The sequence below is a fragment of the Campylobacter sp. W0066.1 genome (assembly GCF_024723635.1).
GTDB lineage: Bacteria > Campylobacterota > Campylobacteria > Campylobacterales > Campylobacteraceae > Campylobacter_D > Campylobacter_D lari_C.
On the sequence record NZ_JANQCW010000005.1, the window covers coordinates 1 to 26,057 of the forward strand.

A 26,057-nucleotide genomic window follows, 5' to 3' on the forward strand; every position below is an offset into this window, starting at 1 on the left:
AAACCCGCCACTAAAAACAATTATTTTTATGTTTTTATTTTTTAAATACTCGCATAATTCTTTAGCGCCATTCATCAAGGGTAAATTTTCACAGCACTTTCTTACTTGATCAATAGGCATTCCCTCAAGTAAGGCTACTCTAGCGCTTAAGCTTTCAAAAAAATCAAGCTCACCATTCATTGCTTTGTTGGTGATTGCTTTTACAGCATCACCAACTTTATACTCTTGCGCTAAAATATCGATGGTTTCTCCATCCATTAGCGTAGAATCAAAGTCAAAGGCACAAAGCTTTATCATTAAAACTCACGCTTTAATAAAGCTTCAGCTTTTAATATAGTCAAGATATTTTCTTCTCTTTTACCTATACCAAAAATCATACCTTTTTCTTTTAGTAAAGTTTCAGGTGGTGGATCAATCCTGCTTCTGTGAATTTTGATAGCCTCTGTTAATCTATCTATCACAAAACCCGCATTACCTGCAGGAGTTTGATTGCCATTTGCCATACCCTTTAAAACAATATATCTAGTTTGAGGTGTCATTTTAGAACTACCTTGATTAAATCTTTTTGCAAGATCAATCAAAGGCATAACATTACCCCTCATATTAAACACACCTAAAACATAATCAGGCACACTTGGAACCCTAGTATATTCTATAGGTTTAATAATTTCTTGGATATTAAGAATAGGAATAGCATATTCCTCATCTCCAACCACAAAACCAACAAGCTGAATAATATCCTCTTCTTTATCTACATCAGGTTCTGCAATTTGTGCTTGTTGTTTTTGCAAAACCTGGCTTAATTTATCATTCATCTTCTTATCCTAGTTTTAAATTTTTTCTAACTACATTTTCTAAGTACTCTGGAGAGTAAGGCTTAGTAATATACTCAGTCATTCCTACTTCCACACCTCTTAGACGGTCTGATTTACTAGTTCTTGAAGTTACCGCAACAAGTGGAAGGTTTTTATATTTAGAATATTTTCTAATTTCACCTGCTAAGGTATAACCATCCATTCTTGGCATTTCAATATCAATCAGCACTGCATCAATATCATGCTCACCTGATTTAATTGTATTTAATGCCTCAACGCCGTTAGTTGCTTCTATAATACTCACACCTAGTGGTTCTAGTGATTTTTGCATGATATTTCTATCCATCTTAGAATCATCCACTATAAGTACTGTATAATCACTTGGTTTTTCTTTCACAACTTTTTTAGCTTGCGCTTCAATTTGTGCTTTAATATCTACTTTGATCTCTTTAGCTATATCCATCATAGCAGCAACATCAATAATCAAAGTAACTCTACCATCACCACGAATCGTCGCTCCTGCTATACCTTGGATGTTTTGTAAATATTCACCCATAGACTTAATAACGATTTCTTCTTGACCTACTAAAGTATCTACTATAATACCAAGCTTACTTTCTGCTACACCAATAACAACTACATAAGTTTGATCGGTATTTTCAAGCACTTGTTTTACACCAAATACATCTGAAAGTCTTACCAAAGATAACACTTCATCTCTTAAGCGTAGTACATTTTTACCTTCAATAGTATAAATATCATCAATTGGTACTCTAACTGTTTCAAGAACGCTTGCAAGTGGAATAGCATAAAATTCTTCTTGCGTACCTACAAGCAACGATTGAATAATCGCCAAGGTAAGTGGGATTTTAAGTTTCATCACAGTGCCTTTTCCAAGTTCACTGTCGATTTCAATCACACCATTTAATTTTTCAATATTGGTTTTAACAACGTCCATTCCAACGCCACGACCTGAAACATTAGTAATTTTTTTCGCAGTTGAAAAACCTGGTTTGAAAATCAACGCAAATGCTTCTTTATCACTCATTTGATCAGCTTCACGTTCTGTGATTAGATTTTTCTCCATAGCTTTTGCTTTTAATACATCAGCATCAAGCCCTTTACCATCGTCAGCAATCTCTACTACAATGTGGTTTCCTTCATTGTATGCTTTAAGATTAACGGTTCCTTTTTCTGGTTTACCATTAGCTACACGCGTTGCTGGATCTTCTATACCATGATCACATGAGTTTCTAATCATGTGCATAATAGGATCGCCAATTTCTTCTACAATAGACTTATCAAGCTCAGTTTCTTCCCCTGAAATTTCAAGCTCCATTTGCTTACCAAGCTCACGACCCAAATCACGTACAACTCTTGGGAATTTGTTGAAAACTTTTGCAATAGGTTGCATTCTTGTTTTCATAACTGCTAATTGAATATCTGTAGTGACAATGCTAAGTTGCGATACTACTTGGTTTAATTCTTCTAAGAATTTTTCTCCATCATATCTTTCTTCAACATCATCATAAATTTTCAACAAGCGGTTTTTACCTAGTACTAACTCACCAATTAAGTTCATCAGATGGTCAAGTCTTTTAACTTCAACCCTAATGGTTTGATCCATATTCGCACCACTACTTCCACCACCTGCTGCAGGAACTTTTTTCTCAGCAGTTGCATTTTGTGCTTGAGTGGCTGGTTTACTTGAAGCTGGGTTTGCTTCTTGTGTTTTTTTCTTTTCAGCACGTCTTGCTTGATCTTCAGCTTTTCTTACTTTTAAAAGCCTTTCAATTTCAGCCTCAACCTCATCATCGCTAAGCTTATTAACATCAACTTCAGGCTCTTCAGCTTTTGGTTCTTCTTTTACTTCTTCTTTTGGCTCTTCAGCTTTAGCCGGTGCAACAGACTCTAAGCTTTCACCCTCTGAAATAGCAGTTAATCTTGCACAAATTGGAGCTATGTCAAGTCCTATTGCTGTATCGTTTCCATTATCTCTAATAGAATTTAACAAGGTTTTCATCATATCAATAGACTCTAAAACCACATCCATTACTTCAGGAGTAATTTTAAGCTCATTGTGTCTTGCTTTGTTTAAAACATCTTCCATGTGATGAGTAAGTTTTGTTAAAACATCAAAATTCAAAAAGCTTGATGATCCTTTAACAGTGTGCGCAACACGGAAAATTCTATTTAATAGTTCTAAGTCTTCAGGATTTGCTTCTAATTCAACCAAATCATGGTCAATTTGCTCGACTAATTCAAAGGCTTCAACTAAAAAATCCTCAAGTATTTCTTGAATATCTTCCATTTTTACTCCTCACCTTTTTCATGTTTTTTAATAACACGAGAAATTTCAGCAAAGAAATCACTTGCGTTAAATTTAACCAAATACCCCTCACCACCTGCTTCTTTAACACCTTTATCACTCATAAACTCATTTGATAAAGAAGAGTTAAACACGATAGGAATATTTTTAAATCTCTCATCTTCTCTTACTTTAGCTGCAAAGTGGAAACCATCCATTTGAGGCATTTCAACATCACTTACGATAATCTTTAGATGTTTATTTAAATCATCACCATATGCCCCATATAGTTCTTGAAGTTTTTGTAAACCTTCAACACCATCTTTTGCTTCTACAACTTTTAAGCCGATTTTATTAAGTAAATCTTTAACAAGTTTTCTTGCAGTAGAGCTATCATCAAGCGCTAAAGCCATACCTTCGATTTTTTGGATTTTATCATCTTCAATATCAGTTTGTGGAGTATAAATTCCAAGCTCTTGCACAATGCTTTCTAAATCTAGGATAAGTAAAACCTCATCTCCTTCGATTTTAGTCACACCGGTGATTTTACCCTTATCTAAACTTCCTGCACTTGTTGCAAAAGTAGCTGGTTCTATATTTTTCCAATTAATCCTACGAATTCTTTTTGCTTCATGCACAATAAAACCAATTAAAACATTACTAAATTCAGTAATGATTACCCTAGGTTTTATATTTGTCATTTCTGGTTCTTGAATTTGCATCCATTTTGCTAGGTTGATTACAGGAATCACCACACCACGAAGATCAAAAATACCTTCCACATAGTCAGGTACCCCTGGAATTTCAGTCAAAAAAGGAATTTTAATGATTTCTCTAACCTTAGAAACATTTACACCATAAATTCCCTCATAGACTTTATCGTGGCCTTGCTTAAAGATGCGAAAATCAACAAGTTCCATTTCATTTGAACCTGTTTTAACGACATTCTCATCAAACATTATGCCTCCTTAAGTTCTATTTTGTGAAATCTGATTTCTGGCTCATATTTTACTACAAAAAAACTTTCCTTGTATGCAAAAGTAGCTAAATTTAAATATTTTATATTTTCGTATTCTAAAAACACATCTTGATGATAATGACCTTCTATTACAAAACCTATATTATAGTGCTTTAAACGCTCTTTTGCTAAGGCAGAAAAATGGGGAATTTTTCTAATAAGTTGTTTTTTGTTTTGATTTTTTAGAATTTTTTGAGTAATTTTTTCTTTACTAATAACATTCAAAAAATTTAAAAAAAATAGCAAATAATGATTTCTTAAACTTTTTAAGCAAAATTGCAAAAAAGGTTTTAAAAAAACATCCCCATGGGCTAATTTTACTAAGGTTTTATCTTGGAATTCGCAAAGCAAGGGTTGTTGTTTTATGCTAAAGACCTTCACTTTTTTAAAAAATTTAGCTAAATTAAAATCATGGTTACCTTCTAAATAAATGATTTCAATTTCATTAGCAAGTTCTTCGAGTAAATCTATATAAGATTTTGCAAAGCCATGAGTAGCTTTTACTTCATAAATCAAAAGATCAAAAATATCACCCATTAAAAAAAGCTGTGGAGTTTGAATTTTTTTATCTTTTAAGGCTTGCAAAAAATCCCAAAAACCACGCCTATTCTCATTTTCATGCGCATCAGCGATGAAAATAGCATTTTCTTTTATAATTATTTTTTGCAAAAATTAAAATTCCAAAGCTTTGTATTCTATAGAAATGATTTCAAATTCACTCTCGCCTTTTGGCAAACGCACTTTAAAATCATCGCCTTCTTTTTTACCAAGCATTGCTTTAGCAATAGGCGAACTAATGGAAATATAGCCTTTTTCTAAATTTCCCTCATTTACCCCTACCAAAGTATAAGTGCTTTGTTTTTCACTTTCTAAATCCTCTACAACAACAGTTGAGCCAAATTTCACACTATCATGCTCGTAAGAAGATGGATCGATGATTTGTGCTCTTGAGATCAAATCCCCAAGTTCAGCTATCTTTCCTTCTATAAAAGCTTGCTTTTCTCTAGCTGCGTGATATTCTGCATTTTCTTTTAAATCTCCATGACTTCTTGCTATGTCTATTTCTTCTACTACTTTTGGGCGTTCAACTTTTTTTAAATGTTCTAATTCTTTTTCTAATTTCTCATAGCCATATTTACTCATAGGTTCTTTTTGCATGATTTATCCTTATTTGATTTCATAAAGTATTTTAGCTAAATTTTTTGCACTTGCAAATTGCAAATATTCTTTTAAAAAATCTACTTTATCAAAAAATGCCTTATAATCGTATTTAAGATAAGCTTGATATAAATTTTCCACATTCACTTGCTCTTGTAAAAATTCAGGATTAAGCTCGCTTTTTCCTGCAAAATCCAAAAAGATATTTGCAAGGCCTATGTGTTTGAGTTTTACAAAACATCTTGCGATAAATACATCAATAGCTTTAGCCTTATAAGCAAGCACAAAAGGCGTGCCAACCAAAGCTGCTTCAAGTGTAGCTGTACCACTACAAATAAAAGCAAAATCAGCATTTTTAAGCACTTTTGGGGTGTTAGTTTGAATTTCAAAATCATTTATATCCCCATAAAGATCTAATCTTTTTAAATTAAACTCAGGCACACAAAGGATTTTTTTACCTTTAAATTTAATGCTTAATTCTCTAAAAATAGGCATTAAACGCTTTATTTCACTTTTTCTTGAACCAGGTAAGAAAGCGATAATTTTTTCATCATCATTTTTTGAAAGTATAGAATTTATATCTTCTTGATTTTTAAACTCTTTTATTTTATCTAAAAGCGGATGACCTACATAAGTGCTTTTGCTAAAAAACTCACCATCAAAAGGCAAGATAGAAGCTAACACATCAAAATGACTTTCTATGATAGGTATACGACCTTTTTTCCACGCCCAAACTTGAGGCAAGATATAATAAATTCTTTTTGCTTTGGAATTTGCTTTTTTTAAAGCTTTTGCAAAAGGTATGTTAAAAGCAGGAGAATCTATACATAAAATCGCATCAATCTTTTGAGTAAGGCTTAAATTTACTAGCTCTTTTATAGCTTTTTTGGCTTTTAAAATGAGTGGCAAAACCTCTATAAAACCCATAGCACTAAACTCATGTGAGCTATAAAGTGGCTTGGAATTTAGACTAAATTCTTTACATAAACTCTCATCATAAATTCCTACTAAATCAAATTTTTTATACTCATTTTTATAAGCTTTTAAAACTTCTTTTAAATGCAAATTTGCTGAAGGCTCTAAAGCACAAACTAAAAAGGTTTTCATTGCAATAAGAACTCTTTTAAAGGTTTTAAATTTTCATGGTTAAAATCAAAATGTTTATCTTCTAAAATTATTTTTCTACTATCTTTATCTTTATCAAAATATTCTAAATAAGTGCGTAAAATTGAATATTTACTATCATTGATATTGTTAAGTTTTTTAACAAATTCTTTACAAATATTCCATAGTTCTTTATTGACAACCACATCCTCAAACAATGAGTCTATATTTTTACATTTTTTATCATCCGAGAAAATAAAAATTTTACATTTTTTAAATAATATAGACCCTAATTGTTTTTCTATATTCTCTTTTATTTGTTCGGTTGTTTCATTTTCGGAACTAAATAGCATTTTAATTCGTGTTCCTTTTTGAATATACGCCATGTAATCTTCTAGTTTATTTTTATCTTTAATTAAAATAAAATTTTTGCGATCTATTGTGATATTTAGTGTTTTGCAATATGCAGATACAAAAACTAAACTTTCTTTATTATCGGTTATATAAAAAACCATGTCAATTCCTTAACTCATTAGCATTATCTATATTTACGAGAAACTTTTCCTGTGAAAATCGAATTGACTTTATATTTTTTTCATCATCTTCATAAATATTAAATACAGATACTTTATCTTCTTTTTCATATTCTAAAATTTCACTCATCTTCTCTAGTATCTCTTGATTATGTGTTGTGATAAAAAACTGCACATCGCTTTCAGAATTTAAAATAGTTTTGACTAGTTTTTCAATACCTTCATAATGAAGACCATTTTCAAGCTCATCTATTAAAATATATTTTTTATCAGAAATAATAGAAGCCATTATAGAAATATACTTTTTAAAGCCTTCACCTAAAAGTTTAAAATTAATTGCACTATTTAAGCCTTTTTTTTGTATGACTATTTTTTCTCTTGAAAAATAAAGTTCTTCTATATCATGTGAGAATTCGCCACATATTTTTTTTAGTTTTTCTTTTTTCTCTTTTTTTTCTACAATATCTGCTAAACATTCTCTTAAGTTATTGTCATAAAAACTACCTTGATATATAAAATCAACATTATTAATTTCTGGAAATATCATAAGACCATTTTCAGAAGTTTCTAAATTAATAGAATGTTGAAATTGTATTTGTCCTAAATTTGGAAATGTTTTTTTAATACTTAGTGTTTTAACACCTTGATCATTTTTGTATATAAAATTTATGTGATTTATACCATTATCAATATTTATCATTAAATTATTTTTGTTATCTATAGGAACATTTGAGTAATGAGATTTTTCATCACAATTAATTTCTAATTCTTCATTTCCAACCTTTATAATCGGTTTTTTGTTTAAATCGTAATCATAAAAAAAACTTTCAAAAGCATCATCATCTACATGTATTTTTCTAACATCTAAAAGTTGAATAATATCATTTGGATTTTTAAGTAAAAAAGCAAATAATGCTTCCAAAATAGAAGTTTTTCCAGTATTTGCTCTTCCTACAAAAAAATTTACTTTTGAAAAATTTTCAAGCTTTAGTTCTTTTATACCCTTAAAATTTTTAATTTCTATGCTATCTATCATAATCTTTCCTTAATACACCACTTTCAAGCGTTCTTTTAAAAAGCTTTCTAAATTTAAATAAATTTCTAAATCTATATCATCAAAACCATTGATATATACATTTTCATCATGAGTATTTTTCAAAAAATTTAAAACCTCATCATCAAAATTTATCACATAAAAGCTTTGCTCGCATTGATAAAGCCTATCTTTAAAAATGACTTTTATATCATCATCCAAGCACTTACAATCTTGCAAAGCCAAATTTAAGGCCTTTTCATACGGACTTAATTTTGCATGATTTATCAAGTTTAAACTCTCATTATCATCACATACAAGCTCTGGTTTTTCTACCATAGAAAATACCTTAAACCCTAGGTCTAAATTTTTATCTGCATTTTCTTTTGCTATTTTTTCGCCTGCTCTTTTAACTCTTTCTATGGTTATATCGCTAATGACTGGATTTTTGCTATTTAACTCATTTTTACAAAAATCATAAGCAACTTTGCTTTTTTTCTCATCTATACTTTCATCAAGTTGCACTAGGATAAATTTGCGATTTCCATTATCTTGTGCATTTAATTCCATAACTGCTTGTGCTGTTGTGCCACTTCCTGCAAAAAAGTCTAGAATATAGTCATCTTCTGTTTTACAAGTTGCAATTTCTAAAAACCTCTGAATAAGAAAAGTGGGTTTTGGAAAAGAAAAAACATCTTTATTAAATAAGGTCACAATCTGCTTTTTTCCGGTAACTGAAGTCTTTAAGCCTGATAAAATAGAACTTTGTATAGAGTAGCTTTCTTCATTTTGAAAAATTTTTAATCGTGGAACACCTTCGCCATTTTTTGGAAAAAATATTCTATTATCTTTAATAAGCTTGTCAAATTCTTCCTTACTAACAGTCCAGTTTCTTGTATATTCAATGCCCTTGGGAGAAGTGATTGTATAATATTTCGAACCATTTGTTGAAGTAATGCCATTTCTAGAAATATTTCCTGACATCCAATCCCCTCTTGGATCATTGTCTGGGTTTGTAAAATCTTCTCTATCACTAAAGCGATATTCTTTAAATCTTCCTAGGGATTTTATATTTTTAAAACAAGCGATAATATATTCATGTTCAAAACGAACCGTTTTGGATGCAGTTTTCGTAAAAGAAGTTTCTTCAAAATCTGAAAGGTTCCAAATATATGTTTCTACATTCTCTTCTCCAAAAATCTCATCACAAAGTATTTTTAAATTTGCTTGTTCATTATCATCTATACTTATAAATATCACTCCATCTTCACGAAGCAAATCTCTAGCAAGTTTAAGTCGTGGAAGCATAAAAGAAAGCCAAGCACTATGAATTCTATCGCCTTTTTGGTTGATGAAAAAATTTAAAGTCTCGCTTCTTATTTCATTACCCTCATCATCAATTTCTAAAAGTCCAGTTTGTAATAACAACTTTCTATGCTCTTTTACAAAATCATCATTGTAGATAAATTTATCGTTTTTTGTGTTATAAGGTGGATCGATGTAGATCATTTTTATTTTTTCATAATAACTTTGTTTTAGAAGCTTTAAAGCATGAAGGTTGTCGCCTTTTATGATGATATTTTTAGTGTTTTGAGTATCCTTACTATAATCTTGATGAAATTTTATTTCTTTAGTGTTTGGCGTGTTGTATAAAGCATTTGCCAAAGGTTTTCCGGTAAAATTTAGCTCATAGCCTTGATTTTTGGTATTTAAACCTAAAAGTTGTGCGATAGCATTTAAATTTGGAGCATTATCGCTTATGGTTTGGGGATAATTTTTTTTAAGGTATTCTAAAAGCTCGTTTGTTGTCGTGCTAGTGTTGATTAAATTTTCTTTTTTGATTTTGTTTATATCAAGCATTGTTTTCCTTTAAAGCTTCATTTATACAATTTATTAGTTCTTGTTTGTTTATTCTTGTGTTAAAAACTATTTTTATATTTTCATCTTTTAGACTTTCGTTTAAATTTTTAAAAAATACTTTCGCATAATCTATCTTTTTTATTTCATTTGGTGAAATATCTTTTTCATTATCATAGCCTTTGCTTTCGCAGATAAAAAATATCTTTGCTCCATTTTGGTTTTTTAAAAAGTAAGCAAAATCAGGTTCGTAGTTTTTATACGGAGTTGGTATAGAAAATTTTGGCAATTTTGCGAAAACTTCTATGGTGTTTTGATCTAACTTTTGTGAATTTTCTTTTATGATTTCTTTTTCTATATTAGAATCATAAATTATATTTTCATAAAGATAATTATGTGCTGGCACATCATAATCTATATAACGCCCTAGTTTTTGCATATCTATGCTTTCTTTGATTTGACCATTGTCGATTAAATTTCTATAAGAAGTTGAAAAGACATTAGTAGAAAATTCATAAGATAAGCATTGTAATAAATTATGATGAATTTGATCTTTTATGATGATTATTAAATTTTTAAATGCTTTTTTAGGCGAAATTTCAAATTTAGTTTTATCAAGCTTTTTATAAATACTCAATACAAATTTCAAAGGTAACTTTTCATCTTTGCAAAAGCTTAATAATAAATTTTGTATATCTTGATAAAGAGTTGCCTTATAGTTTATCTGCTCTGCTTTTTTAAACTCGGTGATTATGCTATCCATGGTTTTGTCGAATTTTTTTATTTCATAAAAAGTATTTTCTTTTTCTATGTTTGTGGTATTAAAAATTTGTGCTATTTTGTCTATAAGTTCTTGTTCGCAAAGATTTTTATAAACGATATTTGCTTTTTTGTTGATAGTATCCCAAAGCTCTTTAAATTCTTTAGCTAGATTAGTTTTGATTTTGATTTCATTTTTGTTTTTGTTTGCGTTGATGATTTGCTGGTGCTTGTTTTGAGAGCTTTCAAGTGCTTTTAATAAAACTTCAAATTTATCACCTAAAAGCTTTTTCACTTTTTCATCATCTTTTATACTATCATATAAAGGTTTTAATACAATATAGTTATTATTCTCTTCTGAAAATTTTAATATTTCTTGATCTACTAAATAAAATAAAATTGCAGATACTTGATAATCATTTAAATTTAAGTTTCTAAGACATTGAGAATTTAAAATATTTTCATTTAAAACAAAACTAGAATCAAGAATTTCCTTTTGTAAATTTTCTATATAATTTACTTCTCTAGCACTTACTAAAATATCTAGATAATTTATATTATAAAACTCATCATCATTGTATGATAAAAAATTATACGTAATTCTTTTGCCTTTGTTATTTACACAAAGTCTAAGCCCACGACCAACTTGCTGGTGTATGCTAATTTGTGAAGAAGAATTTGAAAGCTTGGTTAAGGTAAAAATGTTTGGATTATCCCAACCTTCTTGCAAAGCCCATACGCTGAAAATAAAACGCAAAGAAGTATCAAAAGAAAGTAATTTTTCTTTATCTTCTAAAATAAGCTTTACTCCATAGGCTTCTTTTTCATCAATACTTCCTTTATCTCCACTAAAATAACCTTGATGAACGACCAAATTTCCTTTATCATCAAAATCTTTTTCTAAATAGGCTTTGTAATTTTGATCTAAATTTGTTTTTAAAATTTCTTGTCGTTTTGCTTTATAAAGCTCTTCAAAGGTGTTTTTGATAAAAGGCTCATCGCCTCTAAAATCAGCTACGCTTGGGATAAAAAATAAACTTAAAGCTTTTATACCTTTTTTAAATAATGCTTCCTCTTTTTCAAAATGCAAATTAATAGCTGTTTTTAAAAGATTTTTTATCTCATCTTGGTTTAAAACATAATTTTCTTTTTTTTCTATGATAGTTTTATCGCTAAAATAAGCTTTGTCTTTTTCAACCTTTGTTAAAGTGGCATTTTTCAATAAATCAAAGCTATCGTTAAGTTTTAAAATTTTTTCTTGTTCTATGCCATTTTGTGTATAAGAAAAAATAGCCTTTTTGTTTTTATATTCTTTTAAAAAAATATTATTTGAATTTGTTCCTAAAGTATGCACTTTAACTTGCTTTACCAAATACTCTTTAAAAGCAGATATAGAATCAAGACAATATACTAAATTACTAAGCTCATAATCTTTTTCTTTTGGAAAAGTAGCCCCAAAACGAAAATAAATAGAATTTAATCTAGAAAAATACTCATTAAAAGCTTTACCTTTAAGCAAATGTGGCTCATCTATGATACTAATAGGCTTTAGATCTATGATATTTTCAAAAATACTTTTTGATAAAATTTCATTAGTTTTATTTAAAATATTATCTTTTTTATCAATAGCACTATTTGTCAAAATCAAAACCGAAAGCTCATCTTGATTTTTTATATAATGGTTGATGATAGAATTTTGACTTTTTGTATCTGTATAAAAATAAGCTTTTATGTGTTTTTTATACTGTACATAAAAATATTCCCTAGTGAGATCTATGTTTTGCTTTACGCTTTCTAAGATTGCTTTTCTTGGAACAAAAATGATAAATTTGTTTTGTTTGTAAATTTTATTAAGCTCAAAAATCAAATTTAGATAAGTAAAAGTTTTTCCTGTGCCTGTTTCCATTAAAACATCTAAATTTAACTTATCGGTGATATTTTGCACCGGCAAATTTGTGGTTTTATAAAATTCTTGCAAACATTCTTTTAGATTATCTTGCTTTTTAAAATCAAAATCTTTCAAAAGGTTTATAATGTTATTTATGCATTTTTCTTGGTATTCTTGCTTTTCAAAAATCATTTTTATCCCTAACAAAAACTAAAAAGACATTCTAACAAATTTTAACTTAGAGTTTAAACCCGCAAAAGCGGGTTTAATTTAATAAACCGGAGTTGCTTCAACGATAGCAGGAGCAAAGAAAAATAATTCTTTTAACTCTATAGGCACAGAAGGATTTACAGTGCAATCATCTAGACCAAAACGATTTTCTATAGGCACGCGTGCTTCATAAAAAGTACTCATGCATTTTACTCCACCGTGCGTTAAAGATCTAATTTGCACAGCAGAGCTTGTCGTAGGCATGATAGAAAAAACCGTTTGCATTTGTCCATCTTGTAAATCTTGCTTGCAAGATTTTGTTCCAAAAGTTTTTTCATCTAAAACAGCTAAACACACATCAGCACCTCTAGGGTTTATAAACTGCACATAACCAAAAGGGCGTTGCACAGCATATCTATCTTTTTCTTTTAACTCATCGCTAAGTATTATTTCTTTTAAAAACCAATTTTGCTCTTCTAGTATTTCAGAGCTATATCTAAAAGGACTTAGCGAAATTCCCGTTTCTAAAGATCTTATGGCAAACATAGGTGTAAAATCTTCTAATTCATCTAAACTAACCTCAGCTCTTAAAAAACTCAAAGTCATAAAAAATAAAATACAAATTTTTTTCATTATTTACTCCTAAGGTCTTCTAAAATTCACAGGAAAATGATCAGAAGCTAAAAAAGTCCTAAGTCCTGCTACAGCTAAAAGAGCAATGATTGGAGGTGGATTATATAAAGAAGCTGTATTTGAATTTCCTGTGATAGCATAGTCAATGATCCTTCCGCTAGTTTGAGTATTAGTATTTGGAGGGATCACGCGTGTACGTGCTCTTAAATCTGCATCAAGCAAAGAAACCAGAGCTCCTGATTCTCTATTAAAATCACCCAAAATCATCCAATTAATCTCTGGTCTATTTCTAAAAAATTGATCTACAGCACTCACAATAGCTCCGCCATCATTACCTCCGCTTGCTAAAGCATGTATGCTAAAAAACGCGTCATTTCCTATACGAATGCCTATAATAGGTCTTGAAGCAACAGTTGGAGGTGGCAAAACAAAAACCTCATCAGCTTGCACTCTACTTACTATAGCCATGTTTACACGATTTGCCCCAACATCAACTCTTGAATAATAAATAAAAACAGAATTTGGACGGCTTGATGAGCCCAAATTCCATTCATATTCATGAATAGGAATTCCAACACCCACAGGCTGAACTTGTCTTGGTGTCATTACTGCGGTACTAGGTAGAGTTCCTGCTTCTTGAACAGCCAAAATATCCATAGGATTAGCACCCGTTACAAGCTGTCTAATGCTAATATTCCATTTACTTTCAGTAGAAGCTGATGAACCTTGTAAATTCCAAGTTCCACTATTGTAATTTTCTAAAGCTCCAAATAATAAATTAAAACCTAAAACTAAAAATATTATCTTTTTCAAAATACTCCTCCTTCAGCATAAGGTGATCTTGTTTGAAAAGCAGGTGCGCTTATGCTCCATTGTCTGTCTAAATTTTTTTCTTTTGATTTCAAACAAGGTGTTAAATATATACTATAATAATCAAAATTAAATTCCTCCATTACATTTGCAACCGTTGTTTGTATGCATTGTTGTGTAGCATAATTTTGAATTTGATAGGCACCATTACTCATAGGATAAAGTCTCCAAAATTGCGTAAAATTGCTTTGATCGCAAGGATAATGCACTATACCATTACCATAAGCATTTAAACAAGTATTAGTTTTTGCATTTTTAATCATAACTTTATTATTTGGAAATTCAATGAGCTGCCACACTCTTGCATCACCAAAAGACTTACTATCAAATAAATTATAACCCCATATCCAATTACCTGGATTTAATGCCCAAACAGTTAATGCAGCACCATTTGGATTCATGATAGTTACAAAATCACTTGCAATACCTGAATTTTCATACAAAGCATTTGAGGCAAATTTATTATCCGAAGTTAGTCTTGGTAAAGGTCCTTTTATAGGATTATCTCCTTTAAAGGTGTTTGTTGTTATAAGCGGTGGCTCAAGCGGTATAGCTAGAAATTTTTTGCCTTCCACCAAAGCTGGCGTTTTTTGCTTAGCAGGTGGTGTTGGATTTTTACCTATTTTTAAAGGATCAATATCATTTACACCACCCAAAGAACGACCCAAAGGATTAAATTGCTCTTTAGAAGAGCATCCTATAAAGAATGTTATCAATATACTTAGAATCATTACAAATTTAATTTTTTGCATTTTTCCTCCTTTGTTTAAATTTAAATATATTATCATAATTTTAAATAAATTTTGATAGAAAATATCATTTAATATTTTTTTATTAATTTTATCAAATATTTAAAAAATGAATTGTTATAATTTATTAATTTTTAATACAAAAGGAAAAATCATGGATATTGTTCAAAGATTTATAAATTACACTAAGATTAACACCACTACAAGTAGAGAAAATGGTGCCAAAGGCATTATGCCATCAAGCCCTAATCAAATGGAGCTTGCAAAATTACTCGAAAAAGAACTACAAGAACTAGGTTTAAAAGACATCAAAAGAAGAGAAAACACCATCACCACAGCTCTTTTGCCAGCAAACACTCCAAATACTCCTAAAATAGCTTTTTTTGCACATTTAGATACAAGTATGGAGCAAACTAACGATACCAAAGCACAAATCACTAAGTATCAAGGTGGGGATATATGCTTAAATAAAAACTTAGATCTTTATCTAAAAGAAAGTGAATTTAAAGAACTTAAAAACTACATAGGAGATGATATTATCCATACTGATGGCACAAGCTTACTTGGAGCTGATGATAAAGCAGCTATTGCGGCGATTATGGATATGCTTGAATTTTTTGTTAAAAATCCTAATATTAAGCATGGCGATATTTATGCTTGCTTTTTACCTGACGAAGAGCAAGGTTTAAGAGGGGCAAAAGCTTTTGATATAAAAGAAATTAATGCTGATTTTGGGTATTGTTTAGACTGTTGTGAGATAGGAGAGTTTATTTATGAAAATTGGAATGCAGGAGATTGTGAAGTAGAATTTATAGGAAAATCTGCTCATCCTATGAGTGCTAAAGGAAAATTAGTAAATTCTTTGCTTTTAGCACATAAATTTATCTCTATGCTTCCAAATGGCGAAGCACCTGAATATACAGAAAACAAAGAAGGATATTTTTGGGTTAAAGAGCTCCAAGGAAATAGCGCTAAAACTATTTTAAAAATAGATATTAGAGAATTTGATGATGAAAAATACAAACAAAGAATGCAATTTTTGCAAGATTTAAGTGATAGTTTTAAAAAGCTATACGGAGAAGAAAGAATTAACATTAAGCTTAACGATCGTTATAAAAATGTCTTTAATAGTCTAAAAACAACCGAATCTTTGCCTATTAAACTTGCTTTGCAAGCTTATGAAAATTTAAATATCAAAACTAAAATCATTCCTATGCGTGGAGGATATGATGGAGCGGTGCTTTCAGAAAAAGGCTTGCCTTGCCCAAATATCTTTACCGGAGCACATAATTTTCACTCTATTTATGAGTATTTACCTGTTAAATCTTTAAAAGCAGCAAGCAAAGTTATACAAGAAATCATCATCCTAGCTACAAAATAAATTTAAGCCTTTTAAGGCTTAAATTTATAACAACACAAAAGCAATTACAACCACCGAAACAACACAACCTAAAGCAGTTCTTTTAACAATTTCTAAAGGGCTAACCCCAGCGATAGCTGAAACGATAATACAAGCTCCTAAAATAGGCGAAAGGTATCTTCCAAGCACTGCTGACATTGCCACTGCGGTACCAAGTTTAACTTGATCAAAACCAAGATCTTGAGCATGAATAGTTACAGCCTTATTAAATGCCATAGCAGCAGCATCACCACTACCTGTAACCATAGCCATTAAAAATGGTATAAAAGTTCCACCAAAACGCACATAATGTTGTTCATTTTTAAGCCATTCTATGATGATATCAATCACCCCGCATGCTTTCAAACCTGCAACAAAAACACTAGCAGCTATGATAATCCCTATAATCTCTGCATAAGATTTTCCCATACCATTAAAAAACTCTTTAAAAATACTATCAGGCTTACTCATAGTTACTACCAAAGCTATAATCGCCCCTAAAAGCATAGCTTCAGCAACTCCAACTTGTTTTGTCCATGTTAAAAACTCATAATCATTTAAAGGACTTGCGCCTATAATTAGTACAATTAAAGGCACTAAAGGCATAAGCGCATAAAATACATTTACTTTTTCAATATTATCTTCAGTCTTATTTTGATTAGCCACTTCAAAAACTTGTCCTTTTTGATAATCTTTAAAAATCACTGCCATAATCATCAAAGAAATCATCACTATCACTCCTGCTGTTAATGCATTTGGAGTTTGAGTTAAAACAATTTCTTGTATATTTTTCCCTGAAATTTCAGAAATCAAAGCAGTATGAGAAACACCTGGACTTAAAATTCCTCCTATAGTTCCACAAAGCACTGTTGCTGCTGCCATGGCAGGTTTTATACCCGAAGCCATTAAAAGTGGTATTAAAGTCGCACCAACTGCAGCTGAACATCCTGCTGCTGAAGGTATAGCAATAGCAATAAAAAAAGTTACCATAAAAGCAAGCGGGATTAAGAAAAATCCTACATTTTTCAAAGGTGTTGTAAGTAGTTTAACTAAATGTTTATCGCATTTAGTCACTTTCATCACAAAAGCAAAACCCATACTTGCACAAATTGCCTTAATCAAGGCAGGTTGTACCATAGCATGCGTAAAAGCATTCAAAGCTTCAATGGGCTTAAGTGAAATCAAGCATAAAATAAAACCAACACTAATTAAAGCTGTTTTTGTTTCTACTTTTTTAATAAGCAAATAAACCACAGCCACAATACCAAAAATCGCAGCTAAAAGATAAAAAGTTTGCATTTTTCTCCTTTAGATTTTAGTTGTTTGATTGACTTTTAAATATTCCACATTAAAAGGATAACTTAGCTTTAACACATCATGATAACCTATGATTTTTAAGCTATTATCTTGCACTTTTAATGCAGAACCTTCCGGTATAGCATAAACAATGTCTTTTGGATTAGTTATCAAAAATTCCTCCAAGCGCTCCTCTCTACTTTCTCCATTATGCCCAGGAATTTTCCCGCTAATAAAATGTGGGTTGATCTGATAAGGAAAAACCCCTAAACTATCAAAACTTTTTGGCATAATAATAGGCATATCATTAGTTGTTTTTATGCTAAGACCTACTATGTTTGAGCCTGCACTCCAACCTATATAGCAAGCCCCTTTTTCAATACGCTCTTTTAAAACTTCAAGCAAATCATTTTCATATAATTTATGCAAAAGCATAAAACTATTGCCTCCACCTACTAAAAAAACTTTTGCATTTAAAATCGCTTCTTTTAAATTTTTAAAATGGTGCAATGATTTGATATTATCTTTTTTCAAGCCCTCTTTTACCCTAGCCTCATAAGCATCATAAGTCCTTCTAACGCCCGCATAAGGTATAAAAAGAATTTCTTCATCTACCATAGAATTTTCTTTTAAAAAATCATCTATAAATTCTCTAGTATGACTTAAATACGCACTATCTTTATAACCAGAAGCACTAAAAAGTAAAAGTTTTGACATCATTCTTTCCTTTAAAAAAATTAATCAAAACTATAATTTTAATATTTAAAAAATGAAAAAACAATTTAGCAATAAAAAATATTGTATTACTTGTGTTAAAATTTAAAAAAAGGAAAAAATATGAAAGAAATTTTAATAACAAACGATGATGGTTATGAAAGTGAAGGCTTAAAAAAGCTTATTAAAATGCTAAGAAAGCATTTTAAAGCTAAAATTACCATAGTAGCTCCTGCTAGTGAAAAATCAGCATGCTCGCACTCCATAACACTAACCAAACCTTTGAGATTTTACAAGGTTGGTAAAAGATTTTACAAGCTTGATGATGGCACACCTGCAGATTGCGTTTATCTTGCTTTGCATGCTTTATACAAAAAGCGTTTGCCTGATCTTGTCATAAGTGGGATCAATAAAGGTGCTAATATAGGCGAGGATATAACCTACTCAGGAACTTGCGCAGGTGCTATGGAAGCAGTGCTTCATGGAATTCCTGCCATTGCTTTATCACAATTTTACAAAGATAGTCAAAAAGAGCTTGATTATAAACTTGCTTTAAAACTTACTAAAAAAATAGTCAAAAATATCTTTGAAAAGGGCTTTCCTTTAGATAAAAAAGAATTTTTAAATATCAACTTTCCTTCTAGCAAAACAGCCTTTCAGGGCTTAAAAATTTGCAAAGCAGGTAAAAGAATTTATAGTTATGAAGCACACTCAAATACAAATCCAAGAGGTGTAGAGTACTACTGGCTAGCTGCTGCTAATCTTGATCATGAAAATGAAAAAGACTCAGACATAGCACTTTTAAAACAAGGCTATGCCACAATAACCCCTATAATGCTTGATCTAACAGCTTATAAACAAATGAAAAATCTCAAAAAATGGATGAAAAATGGATAGATACACGCGCATAAAATGGCTTGTTAATGAAGAAAATTTTATTAAATTTCAAAATACCAAAGTTTTAGTTTGTGGTTTGGGTGGAGTTGGTGGAATTTGCGTTGACGCGCTTTTTAGAAGTGGCTTTAGCAATCTAACTTTAATCGATGCAGATAAATTTGAAACTACTAATCAAAACCGCCAACTTCATAGTGAAAATATAGGCGTAGAAAAAGCTAAGGTTTTTGAACGCATTTACAATGCCAAAGGTATAGTTAGCAAAATCGATGATGAGTTTTTAAAAAGTTTTGATCTAAGTGAGTTTGATTTAATCATCGATGCGATTGATGATATACCTGCTAAGGTTGCTTTGGCTAATTTAGTTGATTTAAAAAAGCAAATTTTTATCTCATCAACTGGTGGAGCTAGAAAGCTTGATCCGACGCGTATTAAAACGACAAGTATATTTAAAACACATGGCGATGCCCTAGCTAAAAAATTCCGTTATGAGCTTAGAAAATCAGGCTTTAAAGGGGATTTTGATGTGGTATTTTCAGATGAAGAAGCTCATTGTAAAGATCTTGGCTCATTTATGGGTGTGACAGCCTCTTTTGGACTTGCTTTAGCTTCTTTGGCTTTAAGGAAAGTGCTTGATAAGAAAGCTTGATATAAAAGACTTAACTTCTTGCATCAAGCTTTTTAAGCAAAGCGTATCTACTCTTTGTAAAAATGATTACACAAAAGAACAAATTCATGCATGGATTAATATAAACCAAAAAGCTTGGGAAAGAAAATTTCAAAATCAACTAGGCTTTGTTTATGAAGAAAAAGGCCAAATCATATCTTTTATAAATATAAATTTAGAAGAAAAAACGCTCGATCTTTGCTTTACTCATGCAAGCTATGCTCATCAAGGTTATGGCAAAGCTTTATTAGAATTTGCTCTTAAAAACTACCCTTATAGTGAAATTTATACTTTTGCTAGCCTTAGCGCTAAAAATTTCTTTTTAAGAGCAGGATTTAAAATCATCAAAGAAAACATTGCTATAAGAGATCAACAAGAATTGAAAAATTTTTTAATGAAAAAGGAAATAAATTGAAAAAATTACTTTTACTTTTTAGTCTTTTTTGCTCTTTTGCTTTGGCAAATGAAAATTTAAAAGATCTTTTTAAAGATTACAATGAAAGTGGAGTTTTTATAGCTTATGATGGCAAAAATTATTATAGTAATGATTTTAAAAAAGCAAACAAGCGCATTTTACCTGCCTCTACTTTTAAAATTTTCAATGCCCTAATCGCACTTAATGAAAGCGTTGTGAAAAATACTAATGAATTTTTTTATCATTACAAAGGTGAAAAAGTATTTTTACCCTCTTGGAAAAACGATGCAAACTTAGCCCTAGCTATGCAAAGATCACAACTACCTGCTTATAAAGAACTAGCTAGAAAAATAGGCTTAGAAAAAATGCAAAAAAACTTAAATAAACTTAATTATGGTAATCAAAAAATAAGTAAAATCGATGAATTTTGGATAGATGATTCTTTGCAAATTAGTCCTAAAGAGCAATCTGTTTTACTTTTTAAACTTGCAAATTTAACACTAGATTATCCTAAAAATATACAAAAAGAAGTGATTGATATCATTAAATTAAAGGAAAATAACCATTATGAGTTTTTTGCAAAAACAGGCTGGGGAAAAGAAAAATACGGACAAATCGTAGGTTTTATAAAAGATAAAAAAACTCATCAAATTTATGCTTTTGCTTTATGTATGGATATAAGTGATTTTAACAAGCTTTATCTAAGAGAAGAATTAGCAAAAAAATATCTATCAAATTTAATAAACTTGACACATAAAAAATAAAGGATGGTAAGTCAAGGTATTTTGAAATTCTTTTTCATAGTTTTTTAAAAATGCCTTGCTTATGAAAAATTTTTCACTCAAAGCATTTACCCCACTTAATTTCAAATGCCTAAAAAGCTCTAAAGTATCATCAAATTTTAGCTCTTTTAACTCTTCTTTTGCCTTGATAATCTTAAAATTTTTAGAAAGCTTTTGTGCAATTTGCTCTAAAGTTAAATATTCAAGTGATAAATTAGTGCTTTGTTTTATTTGAGTAAAATTTTTTTCTCCAAAAGTAGAAAAAAGCAAAATCCCATTTTTATTTAGCATGCTTGCAAGATTTTCTAAAAGCTCATCTATCTTTAGCCACTGCACGCAAGCATTGGAAGCTATAAGATCAAATTTTTTCATATAAAAATGATGATTTTTAAGTTCATTCATATCAAAAACACCAAATTCATCAAATTTACAAGGATTTTCAAAAGGATAAATATCATTTAAAAAATAATGCTTAAATTTAATGCATTCTTGCAAAGCCTTACTAAAAACCCCTACCCCACAGCCAAACTCAAACACCGCTTCAAAATCGCTCAAATCACTCTCACTAAGCATTTTACAAAGCTCTTTAGCCATGTCTTTTTGCACAGGTGTATTTGCGCTATAAGTGTCTTTTGCTCTTATGAAAGTTTGCAAAGCTCTTCCCAAGTGTGGTATTTAAAAAATGCAAAATGTGGCTCATCAATAAACATTACCTTTTCTTTGAAAAAATTAAAAGCATGCTTTGGTGGAAAGATTTTATCAACTTTGCTAATTATGGCTTTATCCCAAGTGAAATTTTCATTTAAGTTTTTAGTGCAAAACTCATATAAGCTTAAAAGTTCTGCTTTTAAATGCTCGTTTTTTTCAAAGTCAAACTCATCACTTAAACTCATTCTTTTTTCAAGCAAATTTGCTTTAAAATCTTCCAAAGCAAATCTTTTCATCGTAAGTTTAAAAATGGCTTTTTTGATCCCAAATTCATCATCTATAGGTAAATTTGTGCCATTTATGGCTATTTTTTTATCAAATTTTATATCTTTTAAAATTTTACTCGCCACGCAAACTCCCATAGAAAAGCCAACAAGGGTGATTTTTTCAAATTTATTAAGATCAAATTCCCGATCAAAACTCGTATAATCATACACCATTAAAACATTTACATCACTTTTTAAATGCGCAAAATGGCTAAAATGTGAGCAAAACCCTGAAAAAAATAAAATCAACTCAGATGAATTTGCATTTTCATGTAAAAAATGAGTTTTCAAAGTACCTCCAAAACCTTTTCTAAGTCTTTTTTCACTAAACCAGCATGCAAAGAAAAGCGAATTCTAGCTGTATTTTTAGCCACGGTTGGCTCTTTAATAGCAGGTGCAAAAATACCATTTTCTAAAAGCTTTTGTGAAATTTCACTAGCTAGTGCATTTTGCCCTAAAATAAAAGATATCACATAAGCCTCACCTAAAACTGCACCTTTACTTGCTAAAGCATTTTTAAACCAAGCACTTAACTCTAAAAGCTTTTTTCTTTGAGCATTAAATTCATGCAAATGCTTAAAAACATGTAAAGTCCAAGCTACATTGATGGGCGCAATAGCAGTTGAGTATATAAAGGCCCTTGCTTTGTTGATAAAAAAATCTTTTTCATTACTTATCATGCAAGCTCCCATGGAAGCTATGGCCTTACCAAAGGTAAAAACTAAAAAATCCACTTCTTTTTCTAAGCCTAAAAATTTCACATAACCCAAACCATCATCATTAAAACACCCTATGCTATGAGCTTCGTCAATATAAATTTTGATATTTTTAAATTCTTTTTTTAAATTTATGAATTCTTTTATAGGTGCAAAATCTCCATCCATACTAAATAAAGCTTCGCTTACGATGATGATATTTTCAAATTCTTTATGGTGTTTTTGCACTAAACTTTGCAAATGCTTTATATCATTATGTTTAAACCTTATAAATTTAGCTCCACCAAGCCTTAAACCATCGATGATGCTTGCATGCACTTGTTTATCTGCTAAAAATAAAGTATTTTTAATGCTTGCTAAAGCTTGCAAACAGCTAACATTTAAAGCATAGCCATTGTTAAAATGCAAGATTTTTCTGCCTAATTTAGCTTCTAAAAAGCTTTCAAATTCATCAAAAATCGCATAATTTCCACTCAAGCTTCTTGAACTTGAACTAGAAAATTCAAATTCTTTTAAATGTGTTAAAAAATCTTGCTTTAATGCTTTTTCATTGCTTAAATTTAAATAATCATTGCTCGCTAAATTTAGCAATTTTTGCCCTTTATAAACGACATATTTTCCCTCATGCCTTAATGAGCGTAAAATTCTAAAATTATCTTGTTGTTTTAGCTCATCTAAAATTTGTGCAATTTGCATTATTGTTTAAGCCTTGCGTAGTTTTCACAACCCTCATCGCTTTTTAAATCACAAGCCTTGCCAAAATATTCTAAAGCTTTAGAAGTATCTTTTCTAACGCCTTTGCCATTTACATACATAACTCCAAGATTAGAACAACCATCTCCACTATTTAAACTGCAAGCTTTTCTAAATAATTCAACTGCTTTAAAATTATCCTTTTTTACACCGTATCCATTTGCATACATAAAACCAAGATTAAAACAACCCAAACCATTATTTAAATCACATGCTTTTTGATACAACTCAACTGCTTTTAAATTATCCTTTTTTATTTCAAATCCATTTTCATACTTAACTCCAAGATTATAACAACCCAAACTACTATTCAAATCACAAGCTTTTCTAAATAATTCAACTGCTTTAAAAATATCCTTTTTTAAACCATGTCCATTTTCATACATAACTCCAAGATTAGAACAACCATCTCCACTATTTAAACTGCAAGCTTTTCTAAAATACTCTAAAACTGAATCACCTCCATCATAAGCTTTAATCCCTTTTTCAACAAAATCCTCTTGCGAGTATGCAAAATTTAAAAATAAAATTGTTAGAACAATTAATATTTTTTTCATTATTTTTCCTTTTGGAATTTTAAAATAAAAAAGCTAATTATATAAATATTTTCTAAATAATCCTTTTTCATTTTAAAGCATAAATTTGAGTAAAAATTGTAGTATCATTAGCAATAAAAATCAAAGAAGTAAAAATGAATTTAAAAGAACTAGACTTAAAACACATTTGGCACCCTTGCACGCAAATGAGCGATCATGAGTTTTTACCTTTAATACCTATAAAAAAGGCTAAAGGAGTGTATTTGTATGATTTTGATGAAAAATCTTACATAGACTGTATTAGCTCTTGGTGGGTAAATATCTTTGGCCATTGTAATGAATACATCAATGAAAAAATCAAAGATCAACTTCAAAATTTAGAGCATGTCTTGCTTGCAGGCTTTTCACATGAGCCTATCATAAAGCTTTCACAAAGACTTTGTGAGCTTTTGCCTTTTGATAAATGCTTTTTTGCAGACAATGGTAGTTCAGCCATAGAAGTGGCTTTAAAAATGAGCTTTCAATACCACTTAAACAATGGCTCTAAAAAGGATAAATTCTTATCACTTAGCAATTCTTACCATGGTGAAACCTTAGGTGCATTAAGCGTTGGCGATGTAGCACTTTATAAAAAAACCTATGAGCCTTTACTTTTAAAAAGCATCACAACACCTGTGCCAACAAGCAAGGACTATGCAAAAGAACTTGAAATTTTAGAAAGTATTTTAAAAAATCATCATCATGAAATTTGTGCTTTTATACTTGAGCCTTTACTTCAATGTGCGGGCAATATGCATATGTATGAGCTTGGGTATTTAGATGAGGCGGTTAAACTTGCTAAAGATTATGGTGTGCAAGTGATATTTGATGAGATAGCCACAGGTTTTGGACGCACAGGGGAAATGTTTGCGCTTGATTATTGCTCACAAAGTATTGATTATATATGTCTTTCTAAAGCTATCACGGGTGGGTATTTACCACTTTCAGTGGTGCTTACTAAAGATGAAATTTATGAGAAATTTTATGATAGCCATGAGAGCCAAAAGGCCTTTTTACACTCTCACTCTTACACGGGTAATGCCCTAGCTTGTGCAGCGGCTAATGCAACTTTGGATATTTTTGAAAAAGAAAATATCATCGCAAAAAATAAAATCAAAAGCGCTTTTATAAAAACTCAATGGGAGAGTTTAAAAGAATTTGATTTTTTAGGAAATTTTAGAAATTTAGGCATGGTAAGTGCATTTGATATACAAAAAAGTAAATACCAAAGAGCAGGACTTGAAGTCTTTCAAAGAGCCTTAGAAAAAGGATTGCTTTTAAGACCACTTGCAAATACAATTTACTTCATGCCACCATATGTTATAAATGAAGATGAGATTGCTTATGTCATGCAGTCTTTAAGAGAGATTTTCAAGGATTTTTGAAAGTTTTTCACACACTTTATCATCAAATTCTATGATAGGAATTTTTGCGTAATTGCTTATAAAATCCTTGCTAAAAGTATCTTGAGTTTTTAAGATTAAAGCAAGGATTTTAATATCTCTTTGTTTTAGCGCTTCTATACTTAAAAGCGTGTGATTGATACTTCCTAGATAGTCTTTTGCGACTAAAATCGTAGGGTGCTTAAACGCACTCATATAATCAATCATTGTTTTTTCATCATCAAGTGGCGAAAAAAGCCCACCAGCTAGCTCGATGATGAGTTTATCACTTTGTGGAATTTGTATATCAAAGGCTTTATAGCTTAAATTTTCTAAAATCCTACCTTTGTGCGGGGAAGCAGGGGTTTGTAAAAACACACCTTCTTTAAAAATCTTAGTTTTTGGACTAAACTCAGCTACTACCTCGCTATCTTTTGGCGTGCCTGCTTGGATAAGCTTAAAATAATCAAAATCCAATTCCTTACAAAGTCTAGCACTTAGATAAGTTTTGCCAACATCTGTGTCTATACCGCTAATGTATATTTTCATTTTAAA

The 26,057-nt window shown here is 30.4% G+C and carries 27 protein-coding genes; 6 read left to right on the top strand and 21 right to left on the bottom strand.

The genetic code is table 11. From position 1 onward, the window contains the following. The 14 genes from CAMP18497_RS02820 to CAMP18497_RS02885 all read right to left on the bottom strand — a co-directional run. The coding region (locus tag CAMP18497_RS02820; RefSeq protein ID WP_337212402.1) for an HAD-IB family phosphatase at nucleotides 1-297 on the bottom strand (297 nt) is incomplete at its 3' end. Then, nucleotides 297-815, bottom strand: coding sequence for a chemotaxis protein CheW (locus tag CAMP18497_RS02825; protein ID WP_039619209.1), 519 nt, complete (start codon nucleotides 813-815; stop codon nucleotides 297-299). The genes CAMP18497_RS02825 and CAMP18497_RS02820, both read right to left, overlap by 1 nt. 4 nt (nucleotides 816-819) lie before the next feature. Continuing rightward, nucleotides 820-3,126 (bottom strand): hybrid sensor histidine kinase/response regulator, encoded by a 2,307-nt coding sequence (locus tag CAMP18497_RS02830; RefSeq protein WP_337212403.1) that lies wholly within the window; start codon nucleotides 3,124-3,126, stop codon nucleotides 820-822. Nucleotides 3,127-3,128: 2 nt separating this feature from the next. Next, on the bottom strand, nucleotides 3,129-4,082 hold the full coding sequence (locus CAMP18497_RS02835; protein WP_337212404.1) for a chemotaxis protein: 954 nt from the start codon (nucleotides 4,080-4,082) through the stop codon (nucleotides 3,129-3,131). Then, on the bottom strand, nucleotides 4,082-4,810 hold the full coding sequence (locus tag CAMP18497_RS02840; RefSeq protein ID WP_442867767.1) for a UDP-2,3-diacylglucosamine diphosphatase: 729 nt from the start codon (nucleotides 4,808-4,810) through the stop codon (nucleotides 4,082-4,084). The genes CAMP18497_RS02835 and CAMP18497_RS02840 overlap by 1 nt, the downstream gene beginning before the upstream one ends. A gap of 3 nt (nucleotides 4,811-4,813) precedes the next feature. Beyond that, nucleotides 4,814-5,299 carry a transcription elongation factor GreA gene (gene greA / locus CAMP18497_RS02845; RefSeq protein WP_039619215.1) on the bottom strand — a complete coding sequence of 162 codons (486 nt, stop codon included), beginning with the start codon at nucleotides 5,297-5,299 and terminating at the stop codon, nucleotides 4,814-4,816. Between the two features lie 9 nt (nucleotides 5,300-5,308). Then, nucleotides 5,309-6,406: a lipid-A-disaccharide synthase gene (gene lpxB / locus CAMP18497_RS02850; RefSeq protein WP_337212405.1), complete on the bottom strand. Its 1,098-nt coding sequence runs from the start codon at nucleotides 6,404-6,406 to the stop codon at nucleotides 5,309-5,311. Then, a complete protein-coding gene (locus tag CAMP18497_RS02855; protein WP_257939351.1) occupies nucleotides 6,403-6,918 on the bottom strand; it encodes a hypothetical protein in 516 nt (171 codons plus the stop codon). The genes lpxB and CAMP18497_RS02855 overlap by 4 nt, the downstream gene beginning before the upstream one ends. A gap of 1 nt (nucleotide 6,919) precedes the next feature. Continuing rightward, entirely contained in the window at nucleotides 6,920-7,972 is a 1,053-nt protein-coding gene (locus CAMP18497_RS02860; RefSeq protein ID WP_257939350.1) for an AAA family ATPase, read from the bottom strand. Between the two features lie 9 nt (nucleotides 7,973-7,981). Then, on the bottom strand, nucleotides 7,982-9,829 hold the full coding sequence (locus CAMP18497_RS02865; protein WP_337212406.1) for a site-specific DNA-methyltransferase: 1,848 nt from the start codon (nucleotides 9,827-9,829) through the stop codon (nucleotides 7,982-7,984). Beyond that, the gene (locus tag CAMP18497_RS02870) at nucleotides 9,822-12,665 is read right to left on the bottom strand and encodes a restriction endonuclease (RefSeq protein WP_337212407.1); all 2,844 of its coding nucleotides are present in this window, start codon (nucleotides 12,663-12,665) and stop codon (nucleotides 9,822-9,824) included. Before CAMP18497_RS02870 ends, CAMP18497_RS02865 begins: the two co-directional genes overlap by 8 nt. Nucleotides 12,666-12,743: 78 nt before the next feature. Beyond that, nucleotides 12,744-13,316 (bottom strand): cytolethal distending toxin subunit A, encoded by a 573-nt coding sequence (locus CAMP18497_RS02875; protein WP_337212408.1) that lies wholly within the window; start codon nucleotides 13,314-13,316, stop codon nucleotides 12,744-12,746. A gap of 9 nt (nucleotides 13,317-13,325) precedes the next feature. After that, complete coding sequence (locus CAMP18497_RS02880) at nucleotides 13,326-14,129, bottom strand: cytolethal distending toxin subunit B family protein (protein WP_337212409.1); 804 nt, start codon at nucleotides 14,127-14,129, stop codon at nucleotides 13,326-13,328. After that, complete coding sequence (locus CAMP18497_RS02885; RefSeq protein WP_337212410.1) at nucleotides 14,126-14,938, bottom strand: cytolethal distending toxin subunit A/C; 813 nt, start codon at nucleotides 14,936-14,938, stop codon at nucleotides 14,126-14,128. Before CAMP18497_RS02885 ends, CAMP18497_RS02880 begins: the two co-directional genes overlap by 4 nt. Nucleotides 14,939-15,089: 151 nt before the next feature. Between CAMP18497_RS02885 and pepT the strand changes: the two genes are divergently transcribed. Next, nucleotides 15,090-16,316: a peptidase T gene (pepT, locus tag CAMP18497_RS02890; RefSeq protein ID WP_337212411.1), complete on the top strand. Its 1,227-nt coding sequence runs from the start codon at nucleotides 15,090-15,092 to the stop codon at nucleotides 16,314-16,316. Between the two features lie 24 nt (nucleotides 16,317-16,340). Here pepT and dcuC read toward each other — a convergent pair whose 3' ends face one another. After that, complete coding sequence (gene dcuC, locus CAMP18497_RS02895) at nucleotides 16,341-17,633, bottom strand: C4-dicarboxylate transporter DcuC (protein ID WP_337212412.1); 1,293 nt, start codon at nucleotides 17,631-17,633, stop codon at nucleotides 16,341-16,343. Between the two features lie 9 nt (nucleotides 17,634-17,642). Beyond that, the gene (gene pepE / locus CAMP18497_RS02900) at nucleotides 17,643-18,347 is read right to left on the bottom strand and encodes a dipeptidase PepE (RefSeq protein ID WP_337212413.1); all 705 of its coding nucleotides are present in this window, start codon (nucleotides 18,345-18,347) and stop codon (nucleotides 17,643-17,645) included. Between the two features lie 120 nt (nucleotides 18,348-18,467). Here pepE and surE point away from each other — a divergent pair, with 120 nt between their 5' ends. Genes surE through blaOXA form a run of 4 tightly spaced genes read left to right on the top strand, consistent with a single transcriptional unit; the run spans nucleotide 18,468 to nucleotide 21,084 of the window. Then, entirely contained in the window at nucleotides 18,468-19,241 is a 774-nt protein-coding gene (surE, locus tag CAMP18497_RS02905) for a 5'/3'-nucleotidase SurE (RefSeq protein WP_337212414.1), read from the top strand. After that, nucleotides 19,234-19,887 (top strand): ThiF family adenylyltransferase, encoded by a 654-nt coding sequence (locus tag CAMP18497_RS02910; RefSeq protein ID WP_214099256.1) that lies wholly within the window; start codon nucleotides 19,234-19,236, stop codon nucleotides 19,885-19,887. Before surE ends, CAMP18497_RS02910 begins: the two co-directional genes overlap by 8 nt. Then, nucleotides 19,871-20,320: a GNAT family N-acetyltransferase gene (locus CAMP18497_RS02915; protein ID WP_337212415.1), complete on the top strand. Its 450-nt coding sequence runs from the start codon at nucleotides 19,871-19,873 to the stop codon at nucleotides 20,318-20,320. The genes CAMP18497_RS02910 and CAMP18497_RS02915 overlap by 17 nt, the downstream gene beginning before the upstream one ends. Beyond that, nucleotides 20,317-21,084, top strand: a complete 768-nt coding sequence (gene blaOXA / locus CAMP18497_RS02920; protein WP_337212416.1) for an OXA-493 family class D beta-lactamase — start codon at nucleotides 20,317-20,319, stop codon at nucleotides 21,082-21,084. Before CAMP18497_RS02915 ends, blaOXA begins: the two co-directional genes overlap by 4 nt. Here blaOXA and bioC read toward each other — a convergent pair. The 4 genes from bioC to CAMP18497_RS02940 are packed head-to-tail and all read right to left on the bottom strand — an operon-like array spanning nucleotide 21,058 to nucleotide 24,102. Further along, nucleotides 21,058-21,756, bottom strand: coding sequence for a malonyl-ACP O-methyltransferase BioC (gene bioC, locus CAMP18497_RS02925; protein ID WP_337212417.1), 699 nt, complete (start codon nucleotides 21,754-21,756; stop codon nucleotides 21,058-21,060). The two genes, blaOXA and bioC, sit on opposite strands and share 27 nt — an antisense overlap. Continuing rightward, nucleotides 21,741-22,367 carry a pimeloyl-ACP methyl esterase BioG family protein gene (locus tag CAMP18497_RS02930; RefSeq protein WP_337212418.1) on the bottom strand — a complete coding sequence of 209 codons (627 nt, stop codon included), beginning with the start codon at nucleotides 22,365-22,367 and terminating at the stop codon, nucleotides 21,741-21,743. Before CAMP18497_RS02930 ends, bioC begins: the two co-directional genes overlap by 16 nt. Beyond that, nucleotides 22,364-23,488 carry an aminotransferase class I/II-fold pyridoxal phosphate-dependent enzyme gene (locus CAMP18497_RS02935; RefSeq protein WP_337212419.1) on the bottom strand — a complete coding sequence of 375 codons (1,125 nt, stop codon included), beginning with the start codon at nucleotides 23,486-23,488 and terminating at the stop codon, nucleotides 22,364-22,366. Before CAMP18497_RS02935 ends, CAMP18497_RS02930 begins: the two co-directional genes overlap by 4 nt. Beyond that, on the bottom strand, nucleotides 23,488-24,102 hold the full coding sequence (locus CAMP18497_RS02940; RefSeq protein WP_337212420.1) for a tetratricopeptide repeat protein: 615 nt from the start codon (nucleotides 24,100-24,102) through the stop codon (nucleotides 23,488-23,490). Before CAMP18497_RS02940 ends, CAMP18497_RS02935 begins: the two co-directional genes overlap by 1 nt. A gap of 134 nt (nucleotides 24,103-24,236) precedes the next feature. Here CAMP18497_RS02940 and CAMP18497_RS02945 point away from each other — a divergent pair, with 134 nt between their 5' ends. Then, complete coding sequence (locus CAMP18497_RS02945) at nucleotides 24,237-25,505, top strand: adenosylmethionine--8-amino-7-oxononanoate transaminase (protein WP_337212421.1); 1,269 nt, start codon at nucleotides 24,237-24,239, stop codon at nucleotides 25,503-25,505. Here CAMP18497_RS02945 and bioD read toward each other — a convergent pair. Then, entirely contained in the window at nucleotides 25,479-26,051 is a 573-nt protein-coding gene (gene bioD, locus CAMP18497_RS02950) for a dethiobiotin synthase (protein WP_337212422.1), read from the bottom strand. The two genes, CAMP18497_RS02945 and bioD, sit on opposite strands and share 27 nt — an antisense overlap. Nucleotides 26,052-26,057: the final 6 nt, after the last annotated feature.

Bases quoted from the DNA above. Each gene is read 5' to 3' on its own strand.
- CAMP18497_RS02825 (WP_039619209.1), bottom strand. From the start codon at position 815: ATGAATGATAAATTAAGCCAGGTTTTGCAAAAACAACAAGCACAAATT.
- CAMP18497_RS02830 (WP_337212403.1), bottom strand. From the start codon at position 3,126: ATGGAAGATATTCAAGAAATACTTGAGGATTTTTTAGTTGAAGCCTTT.
- CAMP18497_RS02835 (WP_337212404.1), bottom strand. From the start codon at position 4,082: ATGTTTGATGAGAATGTCGTTAAAACAGGTTCAAATGAAATGGAACTT.
- greA (WP_039619215.1), bottom strand. From the start codon at position 5,299: ATGCAAAAAGAACCTATGAGTAAATATGGCTATGAGAAATTAGAAAAA.
- lpxB (WP_337212405.1), bottom strand. From the start codon at position 6,406: ATGAAAACCTTTTTAGTTTGTGCTTTAGAGCCTTCAGCAAATTTGCAT.
- CAMP18497_RS02855 (WP_257939351.1), bottom strand. From the start codon at position 6,918: ATGGTTTTTTATATAACCGATAATAAAGAAAGTTTAGTTTTTGTATCT.
- CAMP18497_RS02860 (WP_257939350.1), bottom strand. From the start codon at position 7,972: ATGATAGATAGCATAGAAATTAAAAATTTTAAGGGTATAAAAGAACTA.
- CAMP18497_RS02865 (WP_337212406.1), bottom strand. From the start codon at position 9,829: ATGCTTGATATAAACAAAATCAAAAAAGAAAATTTAATCAACACTAGC.
- CAMP18497_RS02870 (WP_337212407.1), bottom strand. From the start codon at position 12,665: ATGATTTTTGAAAAGCAAGAATACCAAGAAAAATGCATAAATAACATT.
- CAMP18497_RS02875 (WP_337212408.1), bottom strand. From the start codon at position 13,316: ATGAAAAAAATTTGTATTTTATTTTTTATGACTTTGAGTTTTTTAAGA.
- CAMP18497_RS02885 (WP_337212410.1), bottom strand. From the start codon at position 14,938: ATGCAAAAAATTAAATTTGTAATGATTCTAAGTATATTGATAACATTC.
- pepT (WP_337212411.1), top strand. From the start codon at position 15,090: ATGGATATTGTTCAAAGATTTATAAATTACACTAAGATTAACACCACT.
- dcuC (WP_337212412.1), bottom strand. From the start codon at position 17,633: ATGCAAACTTTTTATCTTTTAGCTGCGATTTTTGGTATTGTGGCTGTG.
- pepE (WP_337212413.1), bottom strand. From the start codon at position 18,347: ATGTCAAAACTTTTACTTTTTAGTGCTTCTGGTTATAAAGATAGTGCG.
- surE (WP_337212414.1), top strand. From the start codon at position 18,468: ATGAAAGAAATTTTAATAACAAACGATGATGGTTATGAAAGTGAAGGC.
- CAMP18497_RS02910 (WP_214099256.1), top strand. From the start codon at position 19,234: ATGGATAGATACACGCGCATAAAATGGCTTGTTAATGAAGAAAATTTT.
- CAMP18497_RS02935 (WP_337212419.1), bottom strand. From the start codon at position 23,488: ATGCAAATTGCACAAATTTTAGATGAGCTAAAACAACAAGATAATTTT.
- CAMP18497_RS02940 (WP_337212420.1), bottom strand. From the start codon at position 24,102: ATGAAAAAAATATTAATTGTTCTAACAATTTTATTTTTAAATTTTGCA.
- CAMP18497_RS02945 (WP_337212421.1), top strand. From the start codon at position 24,237: ATGAATTTAAAAGAACTAGACTTAAAACACATTTGGCACCCTTGCACG.
- bioD (WP_337212422.1), bottom strand. From the start codon at position 26,051: ATGAAAATATACATTAGCGGTATAGACACAGATGTTGGCAAAACTTAT.